Genomic DNA, 25,229 nt, shown 5'->3' with positions numbered 1-25,229 from the left:
GTTTTTGAGGTGTAAGAGCTAAACGAACACGGAGTGTAGCGATCAAGAAAATTGCGCAACTGTTTAGATTTTAGTCAAAACAATTCAACTACGCGGGGGTAACTCGCATTGCTTCCTCTATTGATGTCTCGCCGGTGGCGACTTTACGGGCGGCGGCCAGCCTCAGGCTGAGCATTCCTTGCGCACACGCCTGGTGACGAATGGCATTCAAGTCGGTATCAGGGCCAATCAGTGACTTGAGTTCCTCGCTCATCGACATGATTTCGTAGATCCCGACCCGACCGCTGTAGCCGGTGCCGCGACATTGTTCACACCCCGTGGCCCGCCAGGTACACACGGGCAGTGAGCCGGGCCAGATCGGGGCGAAACCCGGCCAGTCACGCTGGTCCAGTGGCTGCTCGGCCCTGCAGTCAGGGCACAGGGTTCTGACCAGCCGTTGGGCCATCACTCCCAGCAATGTGGCTTTTATCAGGTAGGGGGCAACCCCGAGTTCTTGCAGGCGGCTGATGGCGCTGGGTGCGTCATTGGTGTGGAGGGTCGAGAGCACCAGATGCCCGGTCAGCGCCGCCTGAATTGCCACTTCGGCCGTTTCCAGGTCGCGTATTTCACCGAGCATGATGATGTCCGGGTCCTGGCGCAGCAGGGCCCGCACCCCGTTGGCGAAGGTCAGGTCGATGTTGGGTTGAACCTGCATTTGATTGAAGGCCGGCTCAATCATTTCGATTGGATCTTCAAGGGTGCACAGATTGATTTGCGGGGTGGCCAGTTGCTTGAGCGTTGCATACAGGGTGCTGGTCTTGCCCGAGCCGGTAGGGCCGGTGAGCAAAATAATGCCGTTGGGTCGGGTGGTCATTTGTTGCCAGTGCTGCAGATCTTCGGGGGTGAACCCCAGCTGGTCGAAATTTTTCAGCAGGACCTGCGGGTCGAAGATACGCATGACCATTTTTTCGCCAAAGGCGGTGGGCAAGGTGGCGAGCCTGAGTTCCACTTCAGCACCCCCCGGGGTTCGGGTTTTTATCCGGCCGTCCTGAGGTTTGCGTTTTTCGGCGACATTCATCCGTCCCAGGCTTTTCAGGCGGCTGACAACGGCCATCGTGACTTGCGCCGGGAACTGGTAAACGTCGTGCAACACCCCGTCGATACGAAAGCGCATGGCACCTTGCTCACGCCGGGGCTCAATGTGGATATCGCTGGCCCGTTGCTCAAAGGCGCACTGAAACAGCCAGTCGACAATATTCACAATGTGCGCGTCGTTGGCGTCCGGCTCGCGGGTGCCTGTGCCCAGGGTGAGCAGTTGTTCGAGGTTGGCCTGGGGGCTGCTTTTTTGATCGTTGAGTACGGCCCCGGTGACCGATTTGGCCAGCTGGAAGAACTCTGCGCTCAAGCGCTGGATCTCCAGGGGGTTGGCAATGACCCGCAGGATGGGGCGTTTGAGTGCCTGACGCAGATCGGCTTCCCAGCTGCTCACCCAGGGCTGGCTGCTGGCGATGGTGATGGCCGTGTCATTGGCGGCCACCGCGAGGATTCCATGGCGCTGGGCAAAGGCAAAAGACATCAGCCCTGTAGCCGTAACGGCGTCAATCTTGAGCGGGTCCAGGCGCAGATAAGGTTGCCCGCAGTGGCTGGCGAGCCAGGCCGTGAGCGTCTCGATATCGAGCGTCCTGCCGGCCTGGCTGGGGTCTTCGAGGTGCTGCTGGGCCAGAAACACCAGTGGGTGCAAGGTGGCGTTGGGGGCTGCTCGGCCGGCGATCAATGCCTGTTCGGCGCAGCTTTGCCGGATCCGGTTTTGAGCAAGCAGGGCGGGTAACAGCTGTTCGAGATCCAGCCACTGGTCGTGGGGTGAGGTGATGCGCATAAAAGCTCCTTTCAGCATCGGGCCAGACAGGTCCTTGTCTGGCCGTGAACTTCAAAGCCTAGTCGCGTTACTTCCACCCCCTTTGCGCCCAATGGTTGCGAACTATTACCCAGAAATGTGCAAAATCGGCGGTCTGGCGGCTTGTACCGGATGCAGCTCCATTTCGAAGACGCTGATCAGGTTGCGCAATTTTTCACCGATGACCTGGGCACGATGCCAGCTCTGCTCATGGCTCCGGATTTCAATGCTTAATGTGTCCTGATCGCGCACTACGTCCACCTGTTGCGGGATCAGTTGCTGCAGGGCAAACAGGTTTAGCACCCGGCACAGCACATCGGCATCGGCGTCCGCCTGGATACGGTAGATCACCGGGCAGGGGGCTGCATTGCTGGCCCAGACGTCGGGGCGTGGTGAGTGGTTGACGATTTCCAGATGCGGCATGCAATAGCTCCTGTTCAGGCTGGAGAAATATTTACACGTCGCTGGAGAAATTTTTTATCTAAGATGTTTTGAATTTGCGATAAATAGACTTGTTCAAGTCGTTAATTATCAATTTAAAGGTGTTTTTATGCATGGCGAACTGGACGCTTACGATCGACGCATTTTGGCGCTGCTGCAAGAGGACGCTTCGTTGTCCAGTGCACAGATCGCTGAAAAAGTGGGGTTGTCGCAATCACCCTGCTGGCGACGTATCCAGCGGATGAAGGATGAGGGAATTATCCGCGGGCAGGTGACCTTGCTGGATCGCAAGAAAATCGGTCTCAACACGCAAATTTTTGCCGAGATCAAACTCAATGCCCACGGACGCTCCAACTTCACCGAATTCACCGATGCGATTCGCGGTTTTCCCGAGGTGCTGGAGTGTTATGTGCTGATGGGTTCGGTGGACTTTTTGCTGCGTATCGTGACTGCCGATATCGAAGCCTATGAGCGTTTTTTCTTCGAAAAACTGTCCATGGTGCCGGGCATCCAGGAAGTGAACTCCATCGTGGCGTTGTCAGAGATCAAGTCCACCACCTGCTTGCCGGTTTGAGTCGCCGCAAGCAAAACGGCCTTCGCAAGGAAGGCCGTCGCTTGGGTTTGGGCACTGTTATCAGTGAACAAACAACGCAATCAGGATGATGATCGGAATTGGAATACCGAGGAAAAACAGCAGTAGTGAGCGCATTTTATTCTCCAGTCAGCAAGTAGCCCGAGTTAAACCAGCGGGGTTGTGGTGGTGGGTGTCAGATACGTCACGGCATCGCGGCGACGCCCGCCAAAGGTGGCGCACAGGCTGGCAAAAAATGCCCCGATCAGCAGCGTGATAAACATCCACAGGGTGGACCAGGCGGCGACTTTGGCTGCGGTGTCAGCGGCTTCCTTGGCTTTTACCTTGGCGTCTTCAACTGCCTGATGGGCCTTGGCGTATACCTGATCGACCCGTTGCTCGGCTTCAGGCTGGCTGAGGTTGGTGCGCTGGGCGATGATTTGGGCCAGGTAAGTACGGTCTTCGCTGCTCAGTTGGCCGTCATTGACCAGGCTGTGGGCGAAGATACGGGCAACGGTGCCGTGGGCGGCGTCTTCACTGACACCCGCACCGCGATCATCGCGAAACAGGGTGTCGATAAAGTAGTCCGAACCTTTGGCAGCATTGCTGGAGGCGGCGCTGCCGGCTGCACTGCTGATCGCTGATGTGGCACCTGAAGCGACGCTAGCACCGGCTTGAACGCCGCTGCCAATCACGCTGCTGACCGAGCCGGCAATCAGGGTAGCGGTTACCAGCGTAGCCACGGCCCAGGCCAGAAAGCCATGTGCGGTGTCGCGAAAGTAGACTTCATCGCCATGCATGTTGGACCACTTGACCCGCAGGCGACCGGCCAGGTAACCGCCCATGCCTGAAGCAATGATCTGGGTGACGGCCAGCCAGATGATGGCCGTAATGCCCAGGCCCTTGGCGCCCATACCTTCATTGGCCCAGGGCGAGACGGCGGAAAAGCCAAGGCCTGCGCCCAGCATGAGCAGCAGCAGGGATAGCGCGGCAGCGGTGGCGGCGCCTGCAAAGATGGCGGCCCAGGAAACACCTGAGTGGCCGGAGGAGTCTTGCAGGGCAGCGGGATAGTGCTCAGTTGTCCCGATCATTGTTGTTGTGCTCCTGAATGGTAGGAAGTGCAGCGTTCATTCAGGAGATTGCAGGGGATATGCCAACAGTGTGCCTGTTGGCATATCCATAACTTTCAATGACTTGGAAACTTTTGGTTTTGCCGGTGCATGCAGATTGCATGATGGGCGCCTGAACAGGCGGGCGTAATGCATTGAAACAATTTGACGAGGGCAGGGGTAAGCCCAAAAAAAACGGGAGCCTTGCGGCTCCCGTTGTACACATCAGTCGTCGTGACGATGCTTGTTCTTGCGATGGCCGTACGCGTGACCACGGCCACGGTGGTCGTCGCGGTAGTAGCGACGGTTATCGCGGTCACGATAACGGCGATCGTCGCTATCGCTTTTATTGCCCATGTAGTTACCCAGCGCACCGCCAGCACCACCGCCGGCTGCTGAGCCGACCAGAGCGCCAGTGCCGCCGCCGACACTGCGGCCCAGCACGTTGCCGCCTGCAGCGCCCAGTGCGCCGCCAATGGCCGCTTCGCCACGGCTGCGTTTGTCGGCACCCACGGCACTACCTGCCGCGCCACCAACACCTGCGCCAATTGCAGAACCGGTCGAGCCGCCGAGCTGTTGGCCAACAACGGCGCCAAGAACCCCACCTAATGCGCCGCCTACACCGGCTTCGGTGGTGCCACCGGCCGAGGCAACGCCACTGACCAGGCCAAGGGACAACAAGAGAATCGAGGTGAGCTTCATAGATGAGCCTCAAGGAGATGACGGCGCGATCCTGAGGCTGAAGGAGGGTGGTGACAATCGAAATCCGACGAGTAACACGAGTTGTACACAATTCTATAAGTTGTTGTTTTAGCTGGGGAACTTATTGGTTTTTCGACGGTCTGTTAACTAGTTCGGTGAGGCCGTTTCTGAAGGGAAACGGCCTTTTTTGTGCCTGTTTTTTGGATCAGCCAGCCTTGGCCACAATCAGCTTCGACGGGCTGGCTGCCTCCAGGCAAATGGCGACGAACTTGGAGGTAGGTGTGTGACTGCCATCGCCGGTGCTTTCCAGCGGCACGAGCGGGTTGACCTCAGGGTAGTAAGCCGCCGCTTGCCCAGCCGGTATGTCGAACGCCAGCAGGGTGAAGTTTTTGACCCGGCGCTCGTGGCTGTCATTCCAGATCGAAACGATGTCGACTTTCTGCCCCGGCTTGAAGCCCAGGCGGATGATGTCGGCTTCGTTGACGAACAGCACGTCGCGCTGGCCCTTGACCCCGCGGTAGCGGTCATCAAGGCCATAAATGGTGGTGTTGTACTGATCGTGGGAGCGCATCGACTGCATGATCAGGTCGGGCAGTTGGCCGGTGGCCCGGGTGCGGGCATCCACCAGGTCACGCGGCAGTGCGTTGGGCCGGAAGTTGGCGCGCTGGGATGGCGTGTTCCACTGCCGTGCACCGGCCGAGTTGCCAAGATAGAAGCCGCCCGGATGCTGTAGCCGGGTGTTGAAGTCCTTGAAGCCGGGAATGGTGTCGGCGATCAGTTCGCGAATGCGCCGGTAGTCGGCCACCGCCCAGTTCCAGTCAATCGGATGCGTGCCCAGTGTGGCGGCGGCGATACCGGCAATGATCGAGGGCTCGGAGCGCATCTGGTTCGACAGCGGCTGCAACTGGCCATTGGAGTCGTGGACCATGCTGAAGGAGTCTTCCACCGTGACCGCTTGCGGGCCTTCGGCCTGGAGGTCGATGTCGGTACGGCCCAGGCACGGCAAAATCAGTGCTTCCATGCCGTGCATCAGGTGGCTGCGGTTGAGCTTGGTGCTGATCTGTACGGTCAGGTCGCAATTGCGCAGCGCTTGTGCGGTGCGCGGGCTGTCCGGAGTGGCCTGGGCGAAGTTGCCGCCCAGCCCGATAAACACCTTGGCGCGGCCCTCAAGCATGGCGTGGATGGCTTCAACCACGTTGTGCCCGTTATCACGCGGCACCTTGAACTGGAAGCGGCGCTCCAGGGCGTCAAGAAAGGCCACCGGCGGGCGCTCGTTGATTCCCATCGTGCGGTCGCCCTGCACGTTACTGTGGCCGCGTACCGGGCACAGACCGGCGCCGGGGCGGCCGATGTTGCCGCGCAGCAGCATCAGGTTGGCGATTTCCTGGATGGTCTGCACCGAGTGCCGGTGCTGGGTGATGCCCATGGCCCAGCACATGATGACGTTCTTGCCCTTGAGGTACATGCGTGCGGCGCGCTCGATGTCCTCCAGGGTCAGGCCCGACTGCTCCACGAGGTGATCCCAGGAGGTGTCATCGAGGCTGGAGATGTAGTCCAGAATGCCTGCGGTGTGCTCATTCAAAAAGGCGTGGTCGAACACTGGCGGCTCGCCGGCGGCCTGGGCATCGCGCTCCCACTGCAACAGGAACTTGGCCATGCCGCGCAACAGCGCCATGTCGCCGCCCAGCGCCGGACGCAAGTAGGCGGTGTTGGTCGGGCGGTCACCGTTGGTGAGCATTTCCAGTGGGTGCTGCGGGTGCTGGAAGCGTTCGAGACCGCGTTCTTTGAGCGGGTTGACGCACACCACCTGGGCGCCGCGTTTTACCGCTTCGCGCAGGGGTTCAAGCATGCGCGGGTGATTGGTGCCGGGGTTTTGCCCCAGTACGAAAATCGCATCGGCGTGCTCGAAGTCATCGAAAGTCACCGTGCCTTTGCCCACCCCGATGCTTTGCGCCAGCGCCACGCCACTGGCCTCGTGGCACATGTTCGAGCAGTCCGGGAAGTTGTTGGTGCCGAAGGAGCGCACAAACAGTTGATACAAATACGCCGCCTCGTTGCTGGCCCGACCCGAGGTGTAGAACTCGGCTTCGTTGGGGCTGGACAGGTTGAGCAAATGCCTGGCGATCAAGGCGAACGCGGCATCCCAGCTGATGGGGGTATAGCGGTCGGTCTCAGGGTTGTAGCTCATCGGCTCGGTCAGGCGGCCCTGATACTCGAGCCAGTAATCGCTTTGCTCCAGCAGCGCGCTGACGCTGTGTTTGGCGAAAAACGCGGCATCTACCCGGCGCTTGGTTGCTTCCCAGTTCACTGCCTTGGCGCCGTTTTCGCAAAATTTGACCAGGCCGCTTTCCGGCGAGTCGCCCCAGGCGCAACCCGGGCAGTCGAAGCCGCCGTGCTGGTTGGTCTTGAGCATCATGCGCAGGTTTTTCAGCGCGTTGTCACTGGTCAACCAGGCCTGCGCCACACTGATCAGCGCGCCCCAGCCACCGGCCGGGCCCTTGTAGGGCTTATAGCGGGGAGTCGGGGTTTTGTCGGCTTGATGATGTGTGCTCACGGTTGGCTCTCCTGCGCGGGGCTGTACACCCGGGGTGCGCTTTTTTGTGGCAGATGAATAAGGTTGAGGTTGTGGCGGCGGGCCCATTGCAGCGCCAGGCCCGTGGGCGAGGACAGGCTGATCAGGGTCTGGATGCCGGCGCGCAACACTTTTTGAATCAGCTCAAGGCTGCATCGGCTGGTGACAATCGCCGCGCCGCCGGTCAGATCGATGTTTTGGCGTACCAGCGCACCGATCAACTTATCAAGGGCGTTATGCCGGCCAATGTCTTCACGGCCCATCAGCAACTGGCCCTGGCCGTCCATGTACACCGCCGCGTGTACTGCGCCACAGTGCTGGCCCAATGGCTGAAAATCACTGATGCGCTGGCGCAAACCGTCAAGCCACGGGGCCGGCGGCAATGGCGCGCCGGGCAGCACCTTGAGGTCCGGCAGGGCTTGTTCGACCGCTTCTACGCCGCATAAACCGCAGCCGCTGGTGCCGGCCAGCTGGCGGCGTTGCTGCTTGAGGTTCCAGAACGCCCGGCTGGCGATTTCGACTTGTGCGTAGTGGGCCGAACCTGCGCCCGTGAGCTTGAGGTCGTAGATTTCACTGGCGTCCTGGATGATGCCGCTGCCCAGGCTGAACCCGACGATGAAATCTTCAAGATCAGTGGGCGTGACCAGCATCACGGCCTGGCTGATGCCGTTGTAGGCAATCGCCAGCGCGACTTCTTCGGCCAAGGCTGTTTGCGCCCCGACGCTGTAGTCCAGGGTGACGTAGTCGTAATTCTGGCTGGCGGCAGGCGCGGGCGTAGCAGAGGCGGGCGCCGCGCACAGGGGGCGCTTGGCGTTCATAAGGCAGTACCGACTATCAATCCAGCCCTAAGCCTAGGCGCGACACTCTGTCGCGTCTAATCGCTAGTGCTGATCTATTGATAGATGGCGTCGATCAAGAAGGGTCTGGTGATTTCTGATAGAGCGCGAAGCAGGCTTCGGCCAAGGCTGAGCGCGGTGCTTCACGACGCATGATCAAGCCCAACCGGGCCAAGGTGCGTGCGTCTTCAATGGGGTGCAGGCGCAGGTGATCGGTCAATGCTTCCAGCCCGCCCTCAAGGGGCATCACTGCGCAGCACAGCCCGCCGTGGACAGCTTGTAACAGTTGATGAACGGCATCTGTTTGCAGCAGCGGTTGCGGGGTGAGGCCGCGACTGTGGAAGTTGTGATCGATGGACTGGCGAAAGTGCATGCCGCTGCTGAGCAGGCCCAACGGCAACGCAATCAGTGCTTCCCAACTCAAAGGCTGATCGCCAAAGCTGAAATACCGCTGGTCATACAGCAGGCCCATACGGGTTTCGCCGAGGGCTAGGGAATCAAAGCGTTCCTGATCGAGGCGCTCAAGGTAGGACACGCCCACGTCCAGCCGATTACTGGCCAGCTGTTCAAGGATTTGCTCGGAGCTGAGCGCCGATAACTCGAAGCGCAACTCGGGATGCTCCTGGTGCAAACGCTGCAATAAAGGCAGCGGATCAAAGCTCGACAGCGGAACGAGCCCCAGGCGCAAGGTGCCGATCAGGTTCCCGCGGCAGGCGGCCGCTTCGGCTTGCAGGCCATCGCAGGCGGCCAGCACGGTGCGGGCCCAGGCCAGTACGCGCTCGCCGGGGGCGGTGAAGCTTTCGAAACGCTGACCGCGATTGACCAGTTGCAGGTCGAGCTCTTGTTCGAGGCTGCGCAAGCGCATGGACAAGGTGGGCTGGGTGATATGGCAGCGAGCGGCAGCCTGGCCGAAATGCCGGGTTTCATCGAGGGCAATGAGGAATTTCAGCTGTTTGATGTCCATCGTCGCTCCCGGCGCAATTGAGTGGGCGATTCTAGCGCGCTTGCTCGCGTCAATGATGGTCTACGCTCATGGGTCTGGATCTTCCAACCCTAGGAGCGTGATTTATGAGCATTTTCAGTTTTGTGAAAGAAGCAGGTGAAAAACTGATCAATCTGCTGACACCCGGCAACGCCAATGCCGGTGAGGAACTCAAGAAGCACGTGCAGGAAGTGGGCTTGGGCAATCCAAATATCACGGCCACCGTCGACGGTGACAAAGTGACGGTCAGTGGCGAAGTGGCCACGCAGGAAGAGAAAGAAAAAATCATCCTGGCAGCGGGCAACATCGCAGGCGTAGCCAGTGTTGAAGACCAGATCACCGTCACCGGTCCGACCGTTGTGGCTTCGCGCTTCGTGGTGGTGAAAAAGGGCGACACCCTGAGCGCGATTTCGCTGCAGGTGTACGGCAACGCCAACCAGTACAACAAGATTTTCGAAGCCAACAAACCGATGCTCAAGGACCCGAACAAAATCTACCCAGGCCAGACCCTGCGCATTCCTGAGTAAGCCGGTTTTACCCTGTGGGAGCGAGCCTGCTCGCGAACGCCCTTCGCGAGCAGGCTCGCTCCCACATGGGGTGTGTGGTCACAACCCTTCCAGCAACTCGCGATAATCCCCCAGCGCGGTGAATTCCTCGGTGTCTTTCGGGCCTTTTTTGCTGTCGGGCTGTTTGACCGCCAACAAGTGGGCTACGCCAAAATCCCGGGCACTGCGCAGGATCGGCAAAGTGTCGTCGATAAACAGGCTGCGGCTCGGGTCAAAGCCGATATCGGCTTGCAGGGCATCCCAAAAGGCCGGGCTTTCCTTGGGGAAACCGTAGTCGTGGGAGCTGATCAGGCGCTCGAAGTAAGGCGCCAGTTCGATGCGTTCCAGTTTCAGCGACAAGGAGTCACGGTGGGCGTTGGTGATCATGATCACCCGCTTGCCCGCCTGCTTGATTGCAGCCAGGAAAGTATCGGCATCGGGGCGCAAGGCAATCAGATGAGCGGTTTCAAGCTTGAGCTCGCGCACCGGGATCTTCAGTTCGCGGCTCCAGAAATCCAGGCAATACCATTTGAGCTGGCCGGCATTGCGCTCGAACAGCGGCGTCAGTTCCAGATCGGCCATTGCCCGGCTGATGTCATGCAGCTCGGCATAGCGCTGGGGCAGGTGTTCCAGCCAGAAGTGATTGTCGTAGTGCAGGTCGAGCAGCGTGCCGTCCATGTCGAGCAGCACGGTATCGATGTCGCGCCAAGGTAAAACGGTCATGCAAAACTTCTCCTACAGTGGAAAATTTCCGACACAGACAATCGGAAAAGCCGGGGTATAGTACCCCGTTCATATTGAGGAGCCGCTATGCGCCAAAAACCCACCGTACTTGCCCGTGAAATTGTTGCCAGTAGCCGATTGTTTCGGGTCGAAGAAGTGCAGCTGCGCTTTTCCAATGGCGTTGAGCGTACTTACGAACGGTTGGTGGGGCGTGGTAATGGCTATGGCGCGGTCATGATTGTGGCCATGATCGATGCCGAACACGCGATCTTGGTCGAAGAATATTGCGGCGGTACCGATGAATATGAAGTGTCTTTGCCCAAAGGCCTGATCGAGCCGGGTGAGGATGTACTGGCGGCCGCTGAGCGGGAGTTGAAAGAAGAGGCCGGCTACGGCGCCCGTCAGCTTGAGCATTTGACCGAGCTGTCGCTGTCCCCTGGCTACATGAGCCAGAAAATTCAGGTGGTATTGGCCACCGACCTCTACGAAGAGCGTCTGGAAGGCGACGAACCTGAGCCGATGCGCGTAGACAAGGTCAACCTGCGTGAGCTGTCGGGCCTGGTGCTCAACCCGCAATTCAGCGAAGGCCGCGCTTTGGCTGCGCTGTACCTGGCCCGCGACCTGTTGACCCAGCGCGGAGTGTTCCAGCCGTGAGTGCTTATCCCCACCCGTTGCTTGAGGGCGTCATCACCCTGGCCCATGCGGCGGGCGACGCCATTTTGCCGTTCTGGCGTGCGGATACTGAAGTCATCGCCAAGGCTGATGATTCGCCGGTAACGGCTGCTGATCTGGCGGCGCACCACGTGTTGCTGGATGGCCTGACGGCGCTGGATCCTGGCATCCCGGTGCTGTCGGAAGAAGACGCCAATATCGCGCAAAGCGTACGTGCCGGGTGGACGCGCTGGTGGCTGGTCGACCCGCTGGATGGCACCAAGGAATTTATCTCGGGCAGTGAAGAATTCACCGTCAACATTGCCCTGATCGAGCAAGGCCGCGTGGTGTTTGGCGTGGTTTCCATGCCCACCAGCGGTCGTTGTTACTACGGCGGCGCGGGCCTGGGCGCATGGCGGGCGGATGCCGGTGAAGTTGTGCCCATCAGCGTGCGCAACACACCGCCTGAGGGCGAAGCATTGACCGTGGTCGCCAGCCGTCGCCATTCCAGCCCCGAGCAAGAGCGTTTGCTGGCCGGGCTGAGTGAGCATTTGGGTGAGTTGCAACTGACCAGCGTGGGCAGTTCGTTGAAATTCTGCCTGCTGGCCGAGGGCGCTGCCGACTGTTACCCGCGGCTGGCGCCGACTTCGCAGTGGGACACTGCTGCTGCGCAGGGGGTGCTTGAAGGTGCTGGCGGCGTAGTGCTGCAACTGGATGGTAAACCGTTCAGCTACCCGGCCCGCGAGTTGCTGCTCAATGCATCGTTTCTGGCGTTGCCGGCCAAGGCGCCGTGGCGTGAGAAATTGCTGGATCTGGCACAACACTGATCCTCATTTGTGGGAGCGGGCTTGCTCGCGATGCGGACGCTGCGGTCTTTCAGTTAAACCGCATCGATGCCATCGCGAGCAAGCCCGCTCCCACATAAATTCAATCAGCGATGCAACACGTACTGCCCGCTAAACCGCACCGCGTCATCTGCGCCTTCGGCATTGATCACCCGCGTGTCCAGCGTCAGCCGTGCGCGGCCGTGGCGTTTGTACATGGCCAAGAATTTGTTCCAGGCCACATCATCAGGCGCATCACACAGCACGATGGCATCCTGGGTCACCGGCAGCGGGTAGCTGATGTGGCCTTCCTGAATCACGATGTGTCCGTCTCCAATCCCGGCTTCGCGCAGGCGCAGGTGCAGCCAGCCCCAACCCGCCAGCACCGCTGCGCAGTACAGGCTGCCGCCAAACATGGTGCTCTTGTGGTTGATATTGGGCTCAAGCGGCAACTGCAAGCGCAGTTGCCGGCCTTGCCAGCTTAGCACCTTGAGGCCCATTTCACGGGTGAGCGGAATGTCGTGATGCAGGACGGATTCCAGATAACGACTGTCGCGGTTCATGTAATGGCCTTTTCAATCAAGTTCGTCAGTATGAGGGTGGCTGCCACTCTCGAAGTTCAGCCCGTACTTGCGCAGTTTGTCGTGCAAGGTTTTGCGCGGTACGCCCAGCGCTTCGGCCAGGCTGCGCATCGAGCTGTGGGAGCGCTCAAGCTCGGCGGCAATCAGGCTTTTTTCGAAGTGTTCGACCTGCTCGCTCAAGCCCCCGGACGACTCGATGCCTGAGGCATGCGCGGTGTCGGTGGCGTTATCGTCCAGGGCCAGTTCCAGGCCCAGGGCGAAACGCTCGGCGACGTTTTGCAGCTCGCGCACGTTACCCGGCCAGCCATGACGCAGTAACAATACCCGTTGCGCCGGTTGCAGCACGTTGGGCGTCAGGTCGTGGCGTACGCTGGCTTCACCGGCAAAATAGTCAAACAGCATCAGGACGTCTTCGCCCCGCTCGCGCAAGGGGGCGATGCGCAGCGGGGCTACGTTCAGACGGTAATACAAGTCGGCGCGGAAGCGCCCCTGATCGGCCGCCTGGCGCAGGTCCTCCTTGGTGGCGGCGATCACCCGGATATCCAGCGGGATCAGTTGATTGCCGCCCAGCCGCTCGACCACACGCTCTTGCAGCAAACGCAGCAACTTGACCTGTACATCCAGGCTCATGCTTTCGATTTCATCGAGGAACAAGGTGCCGCCATTGGCAAATTCAAACTTGCCGATGCGGCGCTTTTGCGCACCGGTAAACGCCCCCGGCTCATGGCCGAACAGCTCGCTTTCCACGACCGACTCCGCCAGGGCGCCGGCGTTGATGGCTACAAACGGGCCATTACGTCGGGACGACAGGTCATGCAGCGCCCGTGCGACCACTTCTTTGCCTGAGCCCGTCTCGCCAAGAATCAGTACATCGGCCTTGGTTGCTGCCAACGCGCCGATTTGCTCGCGCAACCGCAGCATGGCTGGCGAAACGCCCACCAGCCGCGTGCTCAACAGCTGGCGATCGCTCAGGGCCATGCGCAGGCTGCGGTTATCCAGCACCAGGGCGCGCAAGGCCAGGGCACGGCGCACGCTGTCGAGCAGCGCGTCGCTGGCAAAGGGTTTTTCGAGAAAGTCATAGGCGCCTGCGCGCATGGCTTGCACCGCCAGCGGCACATCGCCGTGGCCGGTGATCAGCAGCACCGGCAGCTCCGGGTCCTGGCCATGGAGTTGGGCCAGCAGCTCAAGACCGTCCATGCCCGGCATGCGAATGTCACTGACCACCACGCCCGGCCAGTCACGCCCGATGCGCCCGGCAAGACCGTTGGCTTCGGCCAGCGGCAATACGTTGAGCCCCGCCAGATCCAGCGTCTGGTAAAGGGCCTGGCGCAGGTGCGGGTCATCATCGATCAGGATGACCTGCACGCTTGAATCGACGGGTTGGCTCATGACCTTGAGTCCTCACTGGCTTGCAAACTGACACCTGGCGCGCCGGCGCGCAGGCGCAAGGTAATTAAGGCACCGCCTTCCTTGTGGTTGGCGAACAACAATTCGCCGCCAAACGCACGGATCAGCGTGTCGCAAATGGCCAGCCCCAACCCCAACCCCTGGGTGCGGGTTTTGGTGGTGTAGAACGGCTCTCCGGCACGGCCCAAAGCTTCCATGCAAAAGCCCGGGCCATTGTCGCGAATGTAAACAGTGACGCCTTCTGCCGTGGATTGGGCACTTAGCCACAAGCGTCTGGGCGGGCCTTTTTCCGTCAGGGCATCGAGGGCGTTGGCCAGCAGGTTGCCCAGCACCTGACGCAAGCGGGTTTCACCGGCTTCGACCCACAGCGTGGCGGCGGGCAAGTCGCGGATCAATTCGACTTCCATGCTGCGTCGACGCTTGGCCAGCAATGCCAGCGCATCGTCCAGCGCCGGTTGCAGGGCAACGCTTTCCGGTGCATGGCGATCGCGCCGGGCGAACGCGCGCAGGTGGGCGATGATCGAGGACATGCGCCCGGTCAGTTCGTTGATCAGCTTGAGATTGCCGCGTGCGTCTTCGATGCGCTGGTGATCGAGCAACACTTCAGCGTTTTCGGCGTAAGTGCGGATGGCCGCGAGCGGCTGGTTGAGTTCATGGCTGATGCTGGCCGACATGGTGCCCAGCGCCGACAGTTTGCCGGCTTGCACCAGATCGTCCTGGGCGCGAACCAGTTCCTGTTGCGCATGCTCGCGCTCCAGCACCTCTTCACGCAGCAGCCGGTTGAGCCCCTCCAGGTCGCTGGTGCGTTCTGCCACACGCATTTCCAGTTCACGGCGGGCCTTGGCCTCAAACGCAATCCGGTCCAGGTAGTGGCGCCGGCGTTGCATCATTAAGCCTATCAACAGCATGACCACCAGCAAGGTGGCGCCACCGATGGCCAGCACTGTGCGCACCGAACGGTCGATCAGCGTGCGCGGGGCAAGAATGTTGACGCTCCAGCCGGTCTCGTCGATTTTTTGCGTTTGCACCAGCCAGGCATTCAGGTCGAGGTCCAGCGGCTGCGGGTCGCGGGTCGGGTAGGGCAAGATGGCGAAAATGGCCTGGCGCTCTTCCTCCGACAGCTGGCGGGTCGCTCTGAAGCGCCACTCCGGCCGTGAGGTGAGGATGACCACGCCGTTGTTGTCGGTCGCCAGCAGTTGCTCGGGTGTGTTGCCCCACAACTGCTCGGTATGGTCCAGATCGACCTTGACCACCAGTACGCCGAGTTTTTTATCGCCCTCGAGTATCGGTGCGGCGAAGTAATAGCCGCGCTTGCCGGAGGTGGTGCCCAGCCCGAAAAAACGCCCCAGTTTGCCTTCCATCGCCTCGCTGAAATACGGGCGAAAGGCGAAGTTGCGCCCGATAAAACTGTCGCTTTTATCCCAGTTCGACGTGGCCAGGGTATCGCCATGGGTATCGAGCAGGTACATGACCACCGCGCCGGTCTGGGAGCTGATGCTATCGAGCAACTGGTTGGCCTTGGCTTGGGCCCGGGTATCTTCGGGGTTGGCCAGTACGTCGCGCAGGTCTGGCAGCTCGCCAAGAATCTGCGGCAATACTTCATAACGATGCAGCGTACCCAGCAGGTTGGCGACGTACAGGTCGAGGGTCTGGCGGTTTTGACCGGCCAGTTCGCTGCGGTAATAGCTCTCGGCCAGGTGTTGCAGCGGCCACAACAAAGGCGCCAGGCACAACGCCAATAAGGCCAGGCTGCGCCAGCGGGGTCTGCGAGGAACTGAGGGGGTCGTGATCATCGGTGGGAGCTGCGCCGCAAGAGTACGTCGCAGTATACCCAACGAACCCCGTGGGAGCGGGCTTGCTCGCGATGCAAACGCCGCGGTCTTTGAAGCAGGCCGCGGTGATGCCTTCGCGAGCAAGCCCGCTCCCACAAGGGGTGTTGGCGTTAGTGTGGCTGCTCGGCCAGGCAGTCGCGCAATGCGGTTTGCCAGTCGGGCTGGGTGACGTTCCACTCGCGGGCAAGACGGCTGCAATCAAGGCGCGAGTTCTGTGGTCGCGCTGCGGGCGTCGGGTAGGCGCTGGCAGGGATGGGTTCGAGCGTTGCGCACGACTTGCCTTGGGCACTCAGGTGTTCGGCAATGGCCTGGGTAAAGCCAAACCATGAGGTTTCGCCTTGGGCGGTCAGGTGGTATGTGCCCCAGGCCCCGGCTTCGCCGGCTTGCCAGCGTTCGATCAAGGCGCGGGTGCTGCGGGCAATGGTGCCGGCCCAGGTCGGCGCGCCGATCTGGTCTGCAACCACGCGCAGTTCCGGGCGCTCCTGAAGCAAGCGCTGCATGGTCAGCAGGAAGTTTTTGCCATGGGTCGAGTACACCCAGCTGGTGCGCAGGATCAGGTGACGGGCACCCGTCGCCGCGATGGCCTGTTCGCCGGCCAGCTTGCTTTTGCCGTAGACGCCCAGTGGGTTGGGTGCGTCGTCTTCGGTATAGGGTGCCGGCTTGCTGCCATCGAATACGTAGTCGGTGGAGTAGTGGATCAGCGGGATGCCCAGAGCTGCGGCTTCTTCAGCCAGCACGCCGGGTGAGGTGGCATTGATCGCAAAGGCCAGCCCGGGCTCGTTTTCGGCCTGGTCCACGGCAGTGTGGGCTGCGGCATTGATGATCAGGTCGGGCTTGTGCGCCCGCACCCGGGCCCGGATATTCTCGGGCTGGCTCAGGTCCAGCTGGTCACGGCCAAGCACAATCAGCTCGCCCAGACCGGCAAGGTGCTTTTGCAGCTCGATCGCCACTTGGCCGGTTTTGCCGCTGATAAGTATTTTCAACGGTGCTGTCGGCCGGGTCATGCAATCAGGTCCCTGGCATCTGTGGAGCCCAGACGCTCGCCTTGATAGCTGCCGTCTTGAACGCGGTGGCACCATTGCAGGTTGTCCAGGTACCACTGCACGGTTTTGCGCAGGCCGGTTTCGAATGTTTCTTCGGGCACCCAGCCCAGCTCGCGCTCGATTTTGCTGGCGTCGATGGCGTAGCGCTGGTCGTGGCCCGGGCGGTCCTTGACGAAGGTAATCAGGTCGGCAAATCGGGCGACGCCCGCCGGGTGTGCTGGCGCGAGTTCTTCAAGCAGTGCGCAGATGCTGCGTACCACATCGATGTTGGTTTGTTCGTTGTGCCCGCCGATGTTGTAAGTCTCACCGACCACGCCTTCGGTCACGACTTTAAGCAGGGCACGGGCATGATCTTCGACGAACAGCCAGTCACGCACTTGCAGGCCATTGCCGTACACCGGCAGTGGCTTACCGGCCAGGGCGTTGAGAATCACCAGCGGGATCAGTTTTTCCGGGAAGTGGAAGGGGCCGTAGTTGTTCGAGCAGTTGGTCAGCAACACCGGCAAACCGTAAGTGCGGTTCCAGGCGCGTACCAGGTGGTCGGACGCGGCCTTGCTGGCCGAGTATGGCGAGCTTGGTGCATAAGGCGTGGTTTCGGTGAACAGGTCGTCGACGCCGTGCAGGTCGCCATACACTTCATCGGTCGAAATATGGTGGAAGCGGAACGCGCTTTTTTCCGGCTCAGGCAGGGTCAGCCAGTAAGCGCGGGCGGCTTCAAGCAGGCTATAGGTGCCCACGATGTTGGTCTGGATAAAATCCGACGGGCCGTCGATGGAGCGGTCTACGTGGGATTCGGCTGCCAGGTGCATGATGGCCTGGGGCTGGAAGCGCGCAATAACGGTGCTGACGGCGGCCTGGTCGACGATATCGGCCTGGACGAACTCGTAGCGGGTATCGGTGGCGATGCTTTGCAGCGATTCAAGGTTACCGGCGTAGGTCAACTTGTCGAGGTTGAGGACTTCATGCCCGGTATTTTTGATCAGGTGACGGATCAGCGCTGAACCAATAAAACCGGCACCGCCGGTGACTAAAATGCGCATTGAGATATTCCTTGTTCCCTGGAGGGCTTTAATCGACTGGCGCATAGCTTGTGGGGATGTGCGGGGCGGTGCAAGTGTGGGTGGTCAGGAAAATACTGATGCAGCTATAAAGGCAGATTTATATCCGTGTTATGTGGTTTTTATCAGTATTTGATTCTTGAATTTAATTTAATTGCAGATATTTATCGGCTATAAAGGCACTCATCGTTGACGTGACACAGACCTGCGTTCACTGTCTTCTATCTATACGAATCAAAAACCCGATGCTTTCCAGGAGTCCAGATGACCACTTTGCACAGTTCGCCACGCGCTGACGGCTTTTACATGCCGGCTGAATGGGCTCCGCAGACCCAGACCTGGATGATCTGGCCCGAGCGTCCGGACAACTGGCGTCTGGGCGGCAAGCCTGCCCAGGCGGCGCATGCCGCGGTGGCCAAGGCTATTGCACGCTTTGAGCCGGTGACGGTCGGTGTCTCGGCTGCTCAATACGAAAATGCCCGGGCGCAACTGGATGTGCCGAATATCCGTGTGGTCGAGATGTCCAGCGACGACGCCTGGGTTCGTGACAGCGGGCCGACCTTTGTCATCAATGACAGCGGTGAAGTGCGCGGCGTGAACTGGGATTTCAATGCATGGGGCGGCTTTGACGGTGGTTTGTACTACCCGTGGAACCGCGATCAGCAAGTCGCCAGCAAGGTGCTGGAAATCGAGCGAAGCCCGCGTTACTACACCGAAGGTTTTGTGCTTGAAGGCGGCTCGATCCACGTCGACGGCGAAGGCACGTTGATCACCACGGCCGAGTGCCTGATGAACCGCAACCGTAACCCGCACCTGTCCCGCGAAGAGATCGAGGGCGTGCTGCGTGCGCAACTGGCTGTGGACAAGATCATCTGGCTGCCCGATGGCCTGTTCAACGATGAAACCGACGGCCATGTGGATAACTTCTGCTGCTACGTGCGCCCGGGTGAAGTGCTGTTGGCCTGGACTGACGATGAACGCGATCCTAACTATGCGCGCTGTCATGCGGCGATGAACGTATTGGCAACCAGTACCGACGCCAAGGGCCGGCCTTTTGTTGTGCACAAAATGCCGATTCCGGGGCCGATGTACGCGACCCAGGAAGAATGCGACGGCGTCGACAAAGTGGCGGGTAGCCAGGACCGTAACCCCTCAGAGCGCCTGGCCGGCTCCTACGTGAACTTCCTGATCGTCAACGGCGGCATTATCGCGCCGAGCTTTGACGACCCGATGGATGCGCAGGCCAAAGGCATCCTGCAAAACCTTTTCCCGCAACACGAAGTGGTGATGGTGCCGGGCCGTGAATTGCTGCTGGGTGGTGGCAACATTCACTGCCTGACCCAGCAACAGCCTGCGCCGCACAAGGCATAACCCCGCGGCCTGCGTAGCAGCTGCCGAAGGAACGAGGCTGCGTCCGAGGACGCAGTCCTCGTAAACCCGGTAGTCGCGGTATATCGGAATGACCGGCTTGTATGGTTTTACGACTGCTTCGCAGCCGGACGCAGCCTCGTTCCTACGGCAGCTGCTACGAGGGTTTATGTAGCGGGTTTAAAACTTGTACGTCCCCGTCATCACCAAACTGCGCGGCTCGCCCGGCATGATCTGGGAGGCACTGGTCGCCGAGGCGTAGTAATAGCGGTCTGTCAGGTTGGTCAGAGCACCGCTGACATCCCAGTCTTTTTCACGGTACCCCGCCAGCGCATCCCAACGCCCGTAACCCGCCAATGTCACGGTGTTCTGGTTGTCGGCATAACGCTGCCCCACCAGGGTCAGGCCCGTTTCGGCGTACCAGCCCATTTCCGGTTTCCAGGTCAGGTACAGGCTGCCATTGTGCTTGGCCACGCCATTGATGCGTTTACCTTCGAGGCCGTTGTTGTCCTTGACCACCGTTGCGTCCTGCAAGCCAATGCCACCGCGCATGTACCAGTTGCCACCCAGCTTGCCGCTGGCCGTCAGCTCAATACCGCGTGAGCGTTGCAGGCCGGAAAGCAGGGTGATCGTCGGGTCATCCGGGTCTTTGGTGCGACGGTTATAAAGTTCGAGCTCGTACACCGCCAGCGTGGTGCTCAGGCGGTCATCCAGCCAGTCGCTTTTTACGCCGATTTCTTTCTGCTTGGTCAGCTCCGGGCTCAGGTCGTTGGTATTGCCTGCGGCACCCGGCGTGATGCCGATCAGGCCGCCGCCCACCGGCGAGAACGTTTTGGTCCAGGACGCGTAAAACGAGTGGTTCTCCAGCGGGGTCCAGACCACGCCCAGACGCGGGCTGGTGCTGTGGCTTTGGCGGTCTTCAGTACGGTCGGTTTTTTTCAGGTAGTTGGTGGACTCGATATCAAAGCGGTCATAACGCACACCGGCCAGTACCTGCCATTGATCGTTGAAGCGAATCTGGTCCTGAACATACAGGCCCTGGCTTTCGACTTCGGTATGGCTGTCGCTGAAGATCGGCATCGCTCCGGCCGGGCGCAGGGTGCGGTCCGGGTTGTACAGATCAACCGCGGGTACGCTCGCGGCTTTGTAGAGCTTCGGGTCGCGACGCTGACTGCCGATTTCCAGACCGGTCAGCAGGCGGTGCTCAAGGCCAAAAGTGTCAAAGCCGCCTTCAATCTCGATGTTGTTGAAAATGTTGCGGGTGGTCATGTCCTGCTGCCAGCTCTGGCGGTTGACCTTGTTGATTTTTGGGTCGTAGCCGGTCAGGTAGGTGTTTTCGAACTCACTGTCGAGTTTGAACACGCCGAGGGTATGACGCAGTTGCCAGTTTTCGCTCAACTCATAACTCAGGCGTGAGCGCAGGTTCTGGGTTTTGTCATTGATGTAATCGTTTTTCCCGCCGTACGACGTGCCGCGACTGACGTCGGCCGGGCGCCCGTTGATGCTCGGGATACCGCGATCAGGGGTACGGTTGTAGCGGCTGTATTCGTACTGCACCAGCCAGTTCAGATCCGGGGTGATTTGCCAGCTCATCGACGGCGCGAACAGTTGGCGGTTACCGCTGACGTTATCTCGAAAGCTGTTTTTGTCTTCATTGCCCATGTTCAGGCGCAGGCTGATGGTGTCGCTCGGGTCAGTACTCAGGTCGGCGTACAGGCTGCGCAAATCCTCGCTGCCCCCCTGGGCCTGAATGCTCGATTGGCGACCAAACTGCGGCATTTTGCTGACGCGGTTGATGATCCCGCCCTGGCTGCCACGGCCGTAAAGCACCGCCGCCGGGCCTTTGAGCACTTCAATGCGTTCGATGTTGTGCAGGTCGCGCACGTATTGGCTGTCGTCGCGAATACCGTCCAGATAAAAGTCGTTGCTGGCGTCAAAACCGCGGATGCGCAGGCTGTCAAAACGGGTGTCGGCAGTGCTGCTGACGTTGGGGATGCCGCTTAAGGCTTCGCCGATGCTGTTGATCCCGTAATCCAGCAGGTTGGCGGTCTTCACCGAGTCGATTGCTTGGGGCACATAACGCGCAGGCGTCGAAGTGCGAGTGGCGGTGGTTACATCTTTCACACGCGGGTCATCGGCCTCGGCCTCGCTGGCGCTGATCGACAGTTCGGGGAGCGTGGTGGCAGCGTTGCCAAATCCGGCGTACAGCAAGGCACAAAACCCCAGATTCAGGGGTGTTAAACGGCGGGGGGAAAGCATGGTTGAGGAGTGTCCGGGCGGTGGAATAGGGTTATATTTTTTAGGGTGCGAATGGTAATGGTTGATGTTACTAAATGTTAATCATTGCTATTCATGTAGCCCGTTATTTTGTATCTATATGTTTCGCTGCCCTGCAGGCCTTGCCGCGCCTGATTCGCCCGGTTCCCGAAACAGACTAGAAGCCATACCGGCGTTTTTCCCTTCCAGGCAGAAGGCTAGGCTGGCGCTCTGTTTTTTTGATCATTCGGAGCGAACCATGACCACTGGACCTGTCCTGCATTACATCTACGACCCCCTGTGCGGCTGGTGCTACGGCGCCAAGCCGCTGATTGACGTAGCACGCGGCATTTTGCCGGTGGTGGCCCATGGCGGCGGGATGATGACTGGTGCGCAACGTCGCCCTGTGTCGGCGCAACTGCGTGACTATGTGATGCCCCACGATATGCGGATCGCGCAATACACCGGGCAGCCGTTTGGCGAGGCCTATTTTGAAGGTTTGCTGCGCGACACCACGGCGGTGTTTGATTCGGCGCCGCCGACCAGTGCAGTGCTGGCCGCTGAACAGTTGGCCGGACGCGGGCTGGAGCTGTTGGGCCGTTTGCAAACGGCGCACTACGTCGAAGGGCGGCGGATTGCCGATGATGACGTGCTGATGGCCGTGGCGGCTGAAATGGGCCTGGCGGCCGACGGGTTTCGGGATGCTTGCGAGGCGGCAAGTGGCGAGGTGACTCAGGCGCATTTCAAGGCCAGCCGCCAGTTGTTGTCACGGGTCGGTGGGCAGGGCTTTCCGACCCTGGTTTTAGAGCAGTCCGGTCAGTACCAAGTGATTGACCTGGGGCCATACCTGGGCAAGCCGCAAGCCTTTGGTGACTGGTTGCGTCAGCTTGATGCCTTGCCCGGGCAAGACTCAAACGGTTCAGCTCCAGCCTGTGGCCTGGATGGTTGCCAGTAACATTTTTTGACACTTCTCCCTGAATGAAAAATAAATTGCTCAATTAACAAATTTTTCACGAAATTGACACTTCGCCATCACGGCAGCTAGGATTCCCGCCAACGCCTGTGGCGATAAGCCTTACACCAACTTTCTAAAAGTCCTGCACTGAACTGTCGTGCAGGTTTTTTTTGTTTATGTGAAGCAACCACCACTCAATGTTTCAGCTTGATACCCACAGCGCGCCTCTATTCAGAAATAAGGAAAATAATATGTTGAACAAACGGATAGGTCTGCTCGCTTTGGGCGTACTCAGTGCTACCCAGGCCATGGCTAACGATCAAGCTGACGCAAAAGGTTTTGTAGAAGACAGTCACCTCAATGTATTGGCGCGCAACGCCTACATCAGCCGTGACTACAAAAATGGCAAGCAGGATAAAGCTGAATGGGGCCAAGGCTTCCTGGGTACTTTCAGCTCCGGCTTCACCCAGGGCACCGTGGGCGTGGGTGTGGATGCTTTCGGCATTTACGCACTGCGTCTGGACGGCGGGCGCGGTAAAAGCGGCGCGGGCGGTATCGACTTCTTCAAGCAGGATGCAGACGGCAAAGCGGCTGACGACATCTCCAAGGCCGGTGCTGCGGTGAAGGTTCGCGTGTCCAACACCGTGCTCAAGTACGGCGATCAAATGCCTGCTCTGCCGGTACTGATGTACGACAATTCGCGTCTGATGCCAGAAAGCTTCACCGGCACTCTGTTGACCTCCAAGGAGATCAACGGTCTGGAGCTGAACGTCGGTCGTTTCACCGCCGAGTCGCGTAAAAGTGCCGATGGCCGTGACAGCGGCGATCTGAAAAACATCAACGTGTTTGGCGGCAGCTACAAGTTCAACGAAAGCCTGTCGGCATCGTTGTACGGCTCCGAGATGGAAGACGAGCTGCGCAAGCAATACCTGGGCGTGACCTACGCGATCCCGCTGCAAGACAAACAGTCCCTGACGTTTGACTTCAACGGCTACCGCACTCACGTTAATAAAGAGTACGCCCGTGACGTACTTGAGGTTGACGGCCAGGACAACAAGATCTGGAGCCTGGCAACCACCTACGCCTTTGGCGCGCACTCGCTCGTCCTGGCTTACCAGAGCAGCACCGGCGAAATCGGCTACCCGTATGGCGGCTACCGCAACGCAAACGGCGTGGGCGATGGCGGCAACACCATCTTGCTGGCCAACTCCTACTGGTCCGACTTCAACGCCAAGGACGAACGTTCGTGGCAGTTGGGTTATGGCTTCGACTTCGGCGCCGTTGGCATTCCGGGTCTGACCTACAACATCGCTTACGTGCGTGGCACCAACATTGACGACGGTTCAGGCCGTGGTCGTGGTACCGAGCGCGAAATCTTCAACCAGGCCAAGTACGTCGTACAAAGCGGCCCGGTCAAAGACTTGAGCGTGCGTCTGCGCGGTTCGTGGTTGCGCGTTTCCAACAACGCCAGCGAATACAACGTCGGCGGTAACGAAGTACGTGTATTTGTTGATTACCCGATCAGCATCTTCTGATGCCACCGGCCTGCCAGCCAGGCCGGACATCTGAACAAAAAACGCCCCGACTGGTTCGCAATGCTGTTCATTTATAGAGCAACGCTACTCAATTGTGGGAGCGAGCTTGCTCGCGATGGTCTTCAGAGCGACGCATTTACTCAGTAAATACGCGTCATCGTTTACGACCATCGCGAGCAAGTCGAACCGTCGCACCGCCGCGCCCACAGAGTTAGAGATCGCTTAAGTGAACAACATTGCCGACTGGTTCGGGGCGTTTTTGCAGGTGCAGCGTTCAATCGAACGGCTTTGTTTAGCCACTTCTACTCAAGCGTCTTCTCCTGCTGCGCACACTCGTGCAACCAGTTCATAAACACTTGCAAGCGCTTGGGCACAACGCTTAGCGGTGAGTGAACCAGGTAATAGTCGTAGTGGCCGCAACGGCTGAAACCGCCAAAAGGCAAAATCAGCTCGCCGCGATCAACACGCTTTTGCACCAATTGCTGACGCCCGATGGCGATTCCGGCGTGGTTCATGGCGGCCGTCACGCAGAGGTCCGAGCGGTCGAAGGTCAAGGTGTGTTTGGGCAGTGCCGCCAGCAGGTTGTGCTGCTCGGCCCACAGGGTCCACTCGGCGTCATAGGCGGCATGATCCCAGGCCAGGGAGTCGTGCAGGGTGGTGCAATGGCGCACGTTTTCCGGGTTTTCATTCAGGCGATGGCGTTGTGCATATTCAGGGCTGCACACCGGCGCCATTTGCTCGCGCATCAATCGATGGCTCGTCAGCCCGGGGAATTCGCCATTGGCGTAGTACAAGGCCAGGTCGATTTTGCGGGTGCGAAAGTCGACATTGTCATTGCCCACTCGCAGGTCCAGTGAGACCAGTGGGTAGCGTTCCATAAAGTCGGCCAACCGGGGCACCAGCCAGCACTGGGCGACCGAAGGCCTGGCATAGAGTGCAATGGAACCGGCGATTTCTGCCTGGGATGACTGCTCAAGCGCCTCGGACAATTCGCCCATCGCACCCTGGAGGATTTCGAAGATTCGCTCGCCTTCGTCAGTCAGGCTGACTTGCCGGGTCAGGCGCTGGAACAGCTTCATGTTCAGCGCAGCTTCCAGCCGGCTGATGCGGTGGCTCACGGCGCTGGCCGTCAGGCACAGTTCCTGCGCCGCACGGGCGAAGCTCAGATGTCGGGCGGCTACCAAAAAAGTGTGAAGGTTGGCGAACTGGCTACTGTTGAGCCGGGAGCTGATACGGGGAGGAAGATTAAGCACGGTTTTTTTCCTCAAGCCAAAGGCTGACTTCTGGCGTAATACTGCTCGCGACGCGTTGAAACCTTCGCGAGCAGGCTCGCTCCCACTGTGGGGGTCATAGCATTACGGCGTG

22 protein-coding genes are annotated in these 25,229 nt (G+C 59.7%); 7 read left to right on the top strand and 15 right to left on the bottom strand.

Going from position 1 to position 25,229, the window contains the following annotated elements:
* Window positions 1-88: 88 nt before the first annotated feature.
* Together tfpB and ACZRMS_RS01845 are read right to left on the bottom strand one after the other, a co-directional pair.
* A complete protein-coding gene (gene tfpB / locus ACZRMS_RS01850; protein WP_463993860.1) occupies window positions 89-1,855 on the bottom strand; it encodes a type IV pilus assembly ATPase TfpB in 1,767 nt (588 codons plus the stop codon).
* Window positions 1,856-1,960: 105 nt separating this feature from the next.
* Window positions 1,961-2,296, bottom strand: coding sequence for a hypothetical protein (locus ACZRMS_RS01845; protein WP_463993859.1), 336 nt, complete (start codon window positions 2,294-2,296; stop codon window positions 1,961-1,963).
* Window positions 2,297-2,423: 127 nt separating this feature from the next.
* Here ACZRMS_RS01845 and ACZRMS_RS01840 point away from each other — a divergent pair, with 127 nt between their 5' ends.
* Window positions 2,424-2,888 (top strand): Lrp/AsnC family transcriptional regulator, encoded by a 465-nt coding sequence (locus ACZRMS_RS01840; protein ID WP_463947957.1) that lies wholly within the window; start codon window positions 2,424-2,426, stop codon window positions 2,886-2,888.
* Window positions 2,889-3,052: 164 nt separating this feature from the next.
* Here the strand turns inward: ACZRMS_RS01840 and ACZRMS_RS01835 are convergent, their stop codons facing one another.
* The 5 genes from ACZRMS_RS01835 to ACZRMS_RS01815 form a co-directional block, all read right to left on the bottom strand.
* The gene (locus ACZRMS_RS01835) at window positions 3,053-3,976 is read right to left on the bottom strand and encodes a hypothetical protein (RefSeq protein ID WP_463993858.1); all 924 of its coding nucleotides are present in this window, start codon (window positions 3,974-3,976) and stop codon (window positions 3,053-3,055) included.
* Between the two features lie 243 nt (window positions 3,977-4,219).
* Window positions 4,220-4,696, bottom strand: coding sequence for a glycine zipper domain-containing protein (locus ACZRMS_RS01830; protein ID WP_463993857.1), 477 nt, complete (start codon window positions 4,694-4,696; stop codon window positions 4,220-4,222).
* 205 nt (window positions 4,697-4,901) lie between these two features.
* Window positions 4,902-7,250 carry an FdhF/YdeP family oxidoreductase gene (locus tag ACZRMS_RS01825; protein WP_463993856.1) on the bottom strand — a complete coding sequence of 783 codons (2,349 nt, stop codon included), beginning with the start codon at window positions 7,248-7,250 and terminating at the stop codon, window positions 4,902-4,904.
* A complete protein-coding gene (fdhD, locus tag ACZRMS_RS01820; protein WP_463993855.1) occupies window positions 7,247-8,086 on the bottom strand; it encodes a formate dehydrogenase accessory sulfurtransferase FdhD in 840 nt (279 codons plus the stop codon). Before fdhD ends, ACZRMS_RS01825 begins: the two co-directional genes overlap by 4 nt.
* A gap of 94 nt (window positions 8,087-8,180) precedes the next feature.
* Entirely contained in the window at window positions 8,181-9,068 is an 888-nt protein-coding gene (locus ACZRMS_RS01815) for a LysR family transcriptional regulator (protein WP_463993854.1), read from the bottom strand.
* Window positions 9,069-9,172: 104 nt separating this feature from the next.
* Between ACZRMS_RS01815 and lysM the strand changes: the two genes are divergently transcribed.
* Entirely contained in the window at window positions 9,173-9,613 is a 441-nt protein-coding gene (gene lysM, locus ACZRMS_RS01810; protein WP_048360544.1) for a peptidoglycan-binding protein LysM, read from the top strand.
* Between the two features lie 78 nt (window positions 9,614-9,691).
* On the opposite strand, the gene yrfG is transcribed toward lysM, so the two are convergent.
* Window positions 9,692-10,354 (bottom strand): GMP/IMP nucleotidase, encoded by a 663-nt coding sequence (gene yrfG / locus ACZRMS_RS01805; protein WP_463993853.1) that lies wholly within the window; start codon window positions 10,352-10,354, stop codon window positions 9,692-9,694.
* Between the two features lie 87 nt (window positions 10,355-10,441).
* Between yrfG and nudE the strand changes: the two genes are divergently transcribed.
* On the top strand, window positions 10,442-11,008 hold the full coding sequence (gene nudE, locus ACZRMS_RS01800) for an ADP compounds hydrolase NudE (protein ID WP_463993852.1): 567 nt from the start codon (window positions 10,442-10,444) through the stop codon (window positions 11,006-11,008).
* A complete protein-coding gene (gene cysQ, locus ACZRMS_RS01795) occupies window positions 11,005-11,832 on the top strand; it encodes a 3'(2'),5'-bisphosphate nucleotidase CysQ (protein WP_463993851.1) in 828 nt (275 codons plus the stop codon). Before nudE ends, cysQ begins: the two co-directional genes overlap by 4 nt.
* A gap of 104 nt (window positions 11,833-11,936) precedes the next feature.
* Here cysQ and ACZRMS_RS01790 read toward each other — a convergent pair whose 3' ends face one another.
* The 5 genes from ACZRMS_RS01790 to rfbB all read right to left on the bottom strand — a co-directional run bounded on the left by ACZRMS_RS01790 (window position 11,937) and on the right by rfbB (window position 17,732).
* Window positions 11,937-12,392: a thioesterase domain-containing protein gene (locus ACZRMS_RS01790; RefSeq protein ID WP_463993850.1), complete on the bottom strand. Its 456-nt coding sequence runs from the start codon at window positions 12,390-12,392 to the stop codon at window positions 11,937-11,939.
* A 12-nt stretch (window positions 12,393-12,404) separates the two neighbouring features.
* Window positions 12,405-13,799 (bottom strand): sigma-54-dependent transcriptional regulator, encoded by a 1,395-nt coding sequence (locus tag ACZRMS_RS01785; RefSeq protein ID WP_463993849.1) that lies wholly within the window; start codon window positions 13,797-13,799, stop codon window positions 12,405-12,407.
* A complete protein-coding gene (locus tag ACZRMS_RS01780) occupies window positions 13,796-15,610 on the bottom strand; it encodes a sensor histidine kinase (protein ID WP_463993848.1) in 1,815 nt (604 codons plus the stop codon). Before ACZRMS_RS01780 ends, ACZRMS_RS01785 begins: the two co-directional genes overlap by 4 nt.
* 149 nt (window positions 15,611-15,759) lie before the next feature.
* A complete protein-coding gene (rfbD, locus tag ACZRMS_RS01775; RefSeq protein WP_463993948.1) occupies window positions 15,760-16,632 on the bottom strand; it encodes a dTDP-4-dehydrorhamnose reductase in 873 nt (290 codons plus the stop codon).
* Between the two features lie 17 nt (window positions 16,633-16,649).
* A complete protein-coding gene (gene rfbB / locus ACZRMS_RS01770) occupies window positions 16,650-17,732 on the bottom strand; it encodes a dTDP-glucose 4,6-dehydratase (protein WP_463993847.1) in 1,083 nt (360 codons plus the stop codon).
* Between the two features lie 282 nt (window positions 17,733-18,014).
* Here rfbB and aguA point away from each other — a divergent pair, with 282 nt between their 5' ends.
* The gene (gene aguA / locus ACZRMS_RS01765) at window positions 18,015-19,121 is read left to right on the top strand and encodes an agmatine deiminase (RefSeq protein ID WP_463993846.1); all 1,107 of its coding nucleotides are present in this window, start codon (window positions 18,015-18,017) and stop codon (window positions 19,119-19,121) included.
* A gap of 177 nt (window positions 19,122-19,298) precedes the next feature.
* On the opposite strand, the gene ACZRMS_RS01760 is transcribed toward aguA, so the two are convergent.
* Window positions 19,299-21,377, bottom strand: coding sequence for a TonB-dependent receptor (locus ACZRMS_RS01760; protein ID WP_463993845.1), 2,079 nt, complete (start codon window positions 21,375-21,377; stop codon window positions 19,299-19,301).
* A gap of 256 nt (window positions 21,378-21,633) precedes the next feature.
* On the opposite strand from ACZRMS_RS01760, the gene ACZRMS_RS01755 reads away from it, so the two are divergent.
* Complete coding sequence (locus ACZRMS_RS01755; RefSeq protein ID WP_463993844.1) at window positions 21,634-22,329, top strand: DsbA family protein; 696 nt, start codon at window positions 21,634-21,636, stop codon at window positions 22,327-22,329.
* Window positions 22,330-22,580: 251 nt separating this feature from the next.
* Window positions 22,581-23,864 (top strand): OprD family porin, encoded by a 1,284-nt coding sequence (locus ACZRMS_RS01750; RefSeq protein ID WP_463993843.1) that lies wholly within the window; start codon window positions 22,581-22,583, stop codon window positions 23,862-23,864.
* 302 nt (window positions 23,865-24,166) lie between these two features.
* Here the strand turns inward: ACZRMS_RS01750 and dsdC are convergent, their stop codons facing one another.
* Window positions 24,167-25,117 carry a DNA-binding transcriptional regulator DsdC gene (dsdC, locus tag ACZRMS_RS01745; protein WP_463993842.1) on the bottom strand — a complete coding sequence of 317 codons (951 nt, stop codon included), beginning with the start codon at window positions 25,115-25,117 and terminating at the stop codon, window positions 24,167-24,169.
* Window positions 25,118-25,229 lie beyond the last annotated feature (112 nt).

It is taken from the genome of Pseudomonas sp. B424 (assembly GCF_055408345.1).
This window is presented reverse-complemented; position numbering and strand designations above follow the sequence as displayed.

Bases quoted from the DNA above. Each gene is read 5' to 3' on its own strand.
- tfpB (WP_463993860.1), bottom strand. From the start codon at position 1,855: ATGCGCATCACCTCACCCCACGACCAGTGGCTGGATCTCGAACAGCTG.
- ACZRMS_RS01845 (WP_463993859.1), bottom strand. From the start codon at position 2,296: ATGCCGCATCTGGAAATCGTCAACCACTCACCACGCCCCGACGTCTGG.
- ACZRMS_RS01840 (WP_463947957.1), top strand. From the start codon at position 2,424: ATGCATGGCGAACTGGACGCTTACGATCGACGCATTTTGGCGCTGCTG.
- ACZRMS_RS01835 (WP_463993858.1), bottom strand. From the start codon at position 3,976: ATGATCGGGACAACTGAGCACTATCCCGCTGCCCTGCAAGACTCCTCC.
- ACZRMS_RS01830 (WP_463993857.1), bottom strand. From the start codon at position 4,696: ATGAAGCTCACCTCGATTCTCTTGTTGTCCCTTGGCCTGGTCAGTGGC.
- fdhD (WP_463993855.1), bottom strand. From the start codon at position 8,086: ATGAACGCCAAGCGCCCCCTGTGCGCGGCGCCCGCCTCTGCTACGCCC.
- ACZRMS_RS01815 (WP_463993854.1), bottom strand. From the start codon at position 9,068: ATGGACATCAAACAGCTGAAATTCCTCATTGCCCTCGATGAAACCCGG.
- lysM (WP_048360544.1), top strand. From the start codon at position 9,173: ATGAGCATTTTCAGTTTTGTGAAAGAAGCAGGTGAAAAACTGATCAAT.
- yrfG (WP_463993853.1), bottom strand. From the start codon at position 10,354: ATGACCGTTTTACCTTGGCGCGACATCGATACCGTGCTGCTCGACATG.
- nudE (WP_463993852.1), top strand. From the start codon at position 10,442: ATGCGCCAAAAACCCACCGTACTTGCCCGTGAAATTGTTGCCAGTAGC.
- ACZRMS_RS01790 (WP_463993850.1), bottom strand. From the start codon at position 12,392: ATGAACCGCGACAGTCGTTATCTGGAATCCGTCCTGCATCACGACATT.
- ACZRMS_RS01785 (WP_463993849.1), bottom strand. From the start codon at position 13,799: ATGAGCCAACCCGTCGATTCAAGCGTGCAGGTCATCCTGATCGATGAT.
- ACZRMS_RS01780 (WP_463993848.1), bottom strand. From the start codon at position 15,610: ATGATCACGACCCCCTCAGTTCCTCGCAGACCCCGCTGGCGCAGCCTG.
- rfbB (WP_463993847.1), bottom strand. From the start codon at position 17,732: ATGCGCATTTTAGTCACCGGCGGTGCCGGTTTTATTGGTTCAGCGCTG.
- aguA (WP_463993846.1), top strand. From the start codon at position 18,015: ATGACCACTTTGCACAGTTCGCCACGCGCTGACGGCTTTTACATGCCG.
- ACZRMS_RS01760 (WP_463993845.1), bottom strand. From the start codon at position 21,377: ATGCTTTCCCCCCGCCGTTTAACACCCCTGAATCTGGGGTTTTGTGCC.
- ACZRMS_RS01755 (WP_463993844.1), top strand. From the start codon at position 21,634: ATGACCACTGGACCTGTCCTGCATTACATCTACGACCCCCTGTGCGGC.
- ACZRMS_RS01750 (WP_463993843.1), top strand. From the start codon at position 22,581: ATGTTGAACAAACGGATAGGTCTGCTCGCTTTGGGCGTACTCAGTGCT.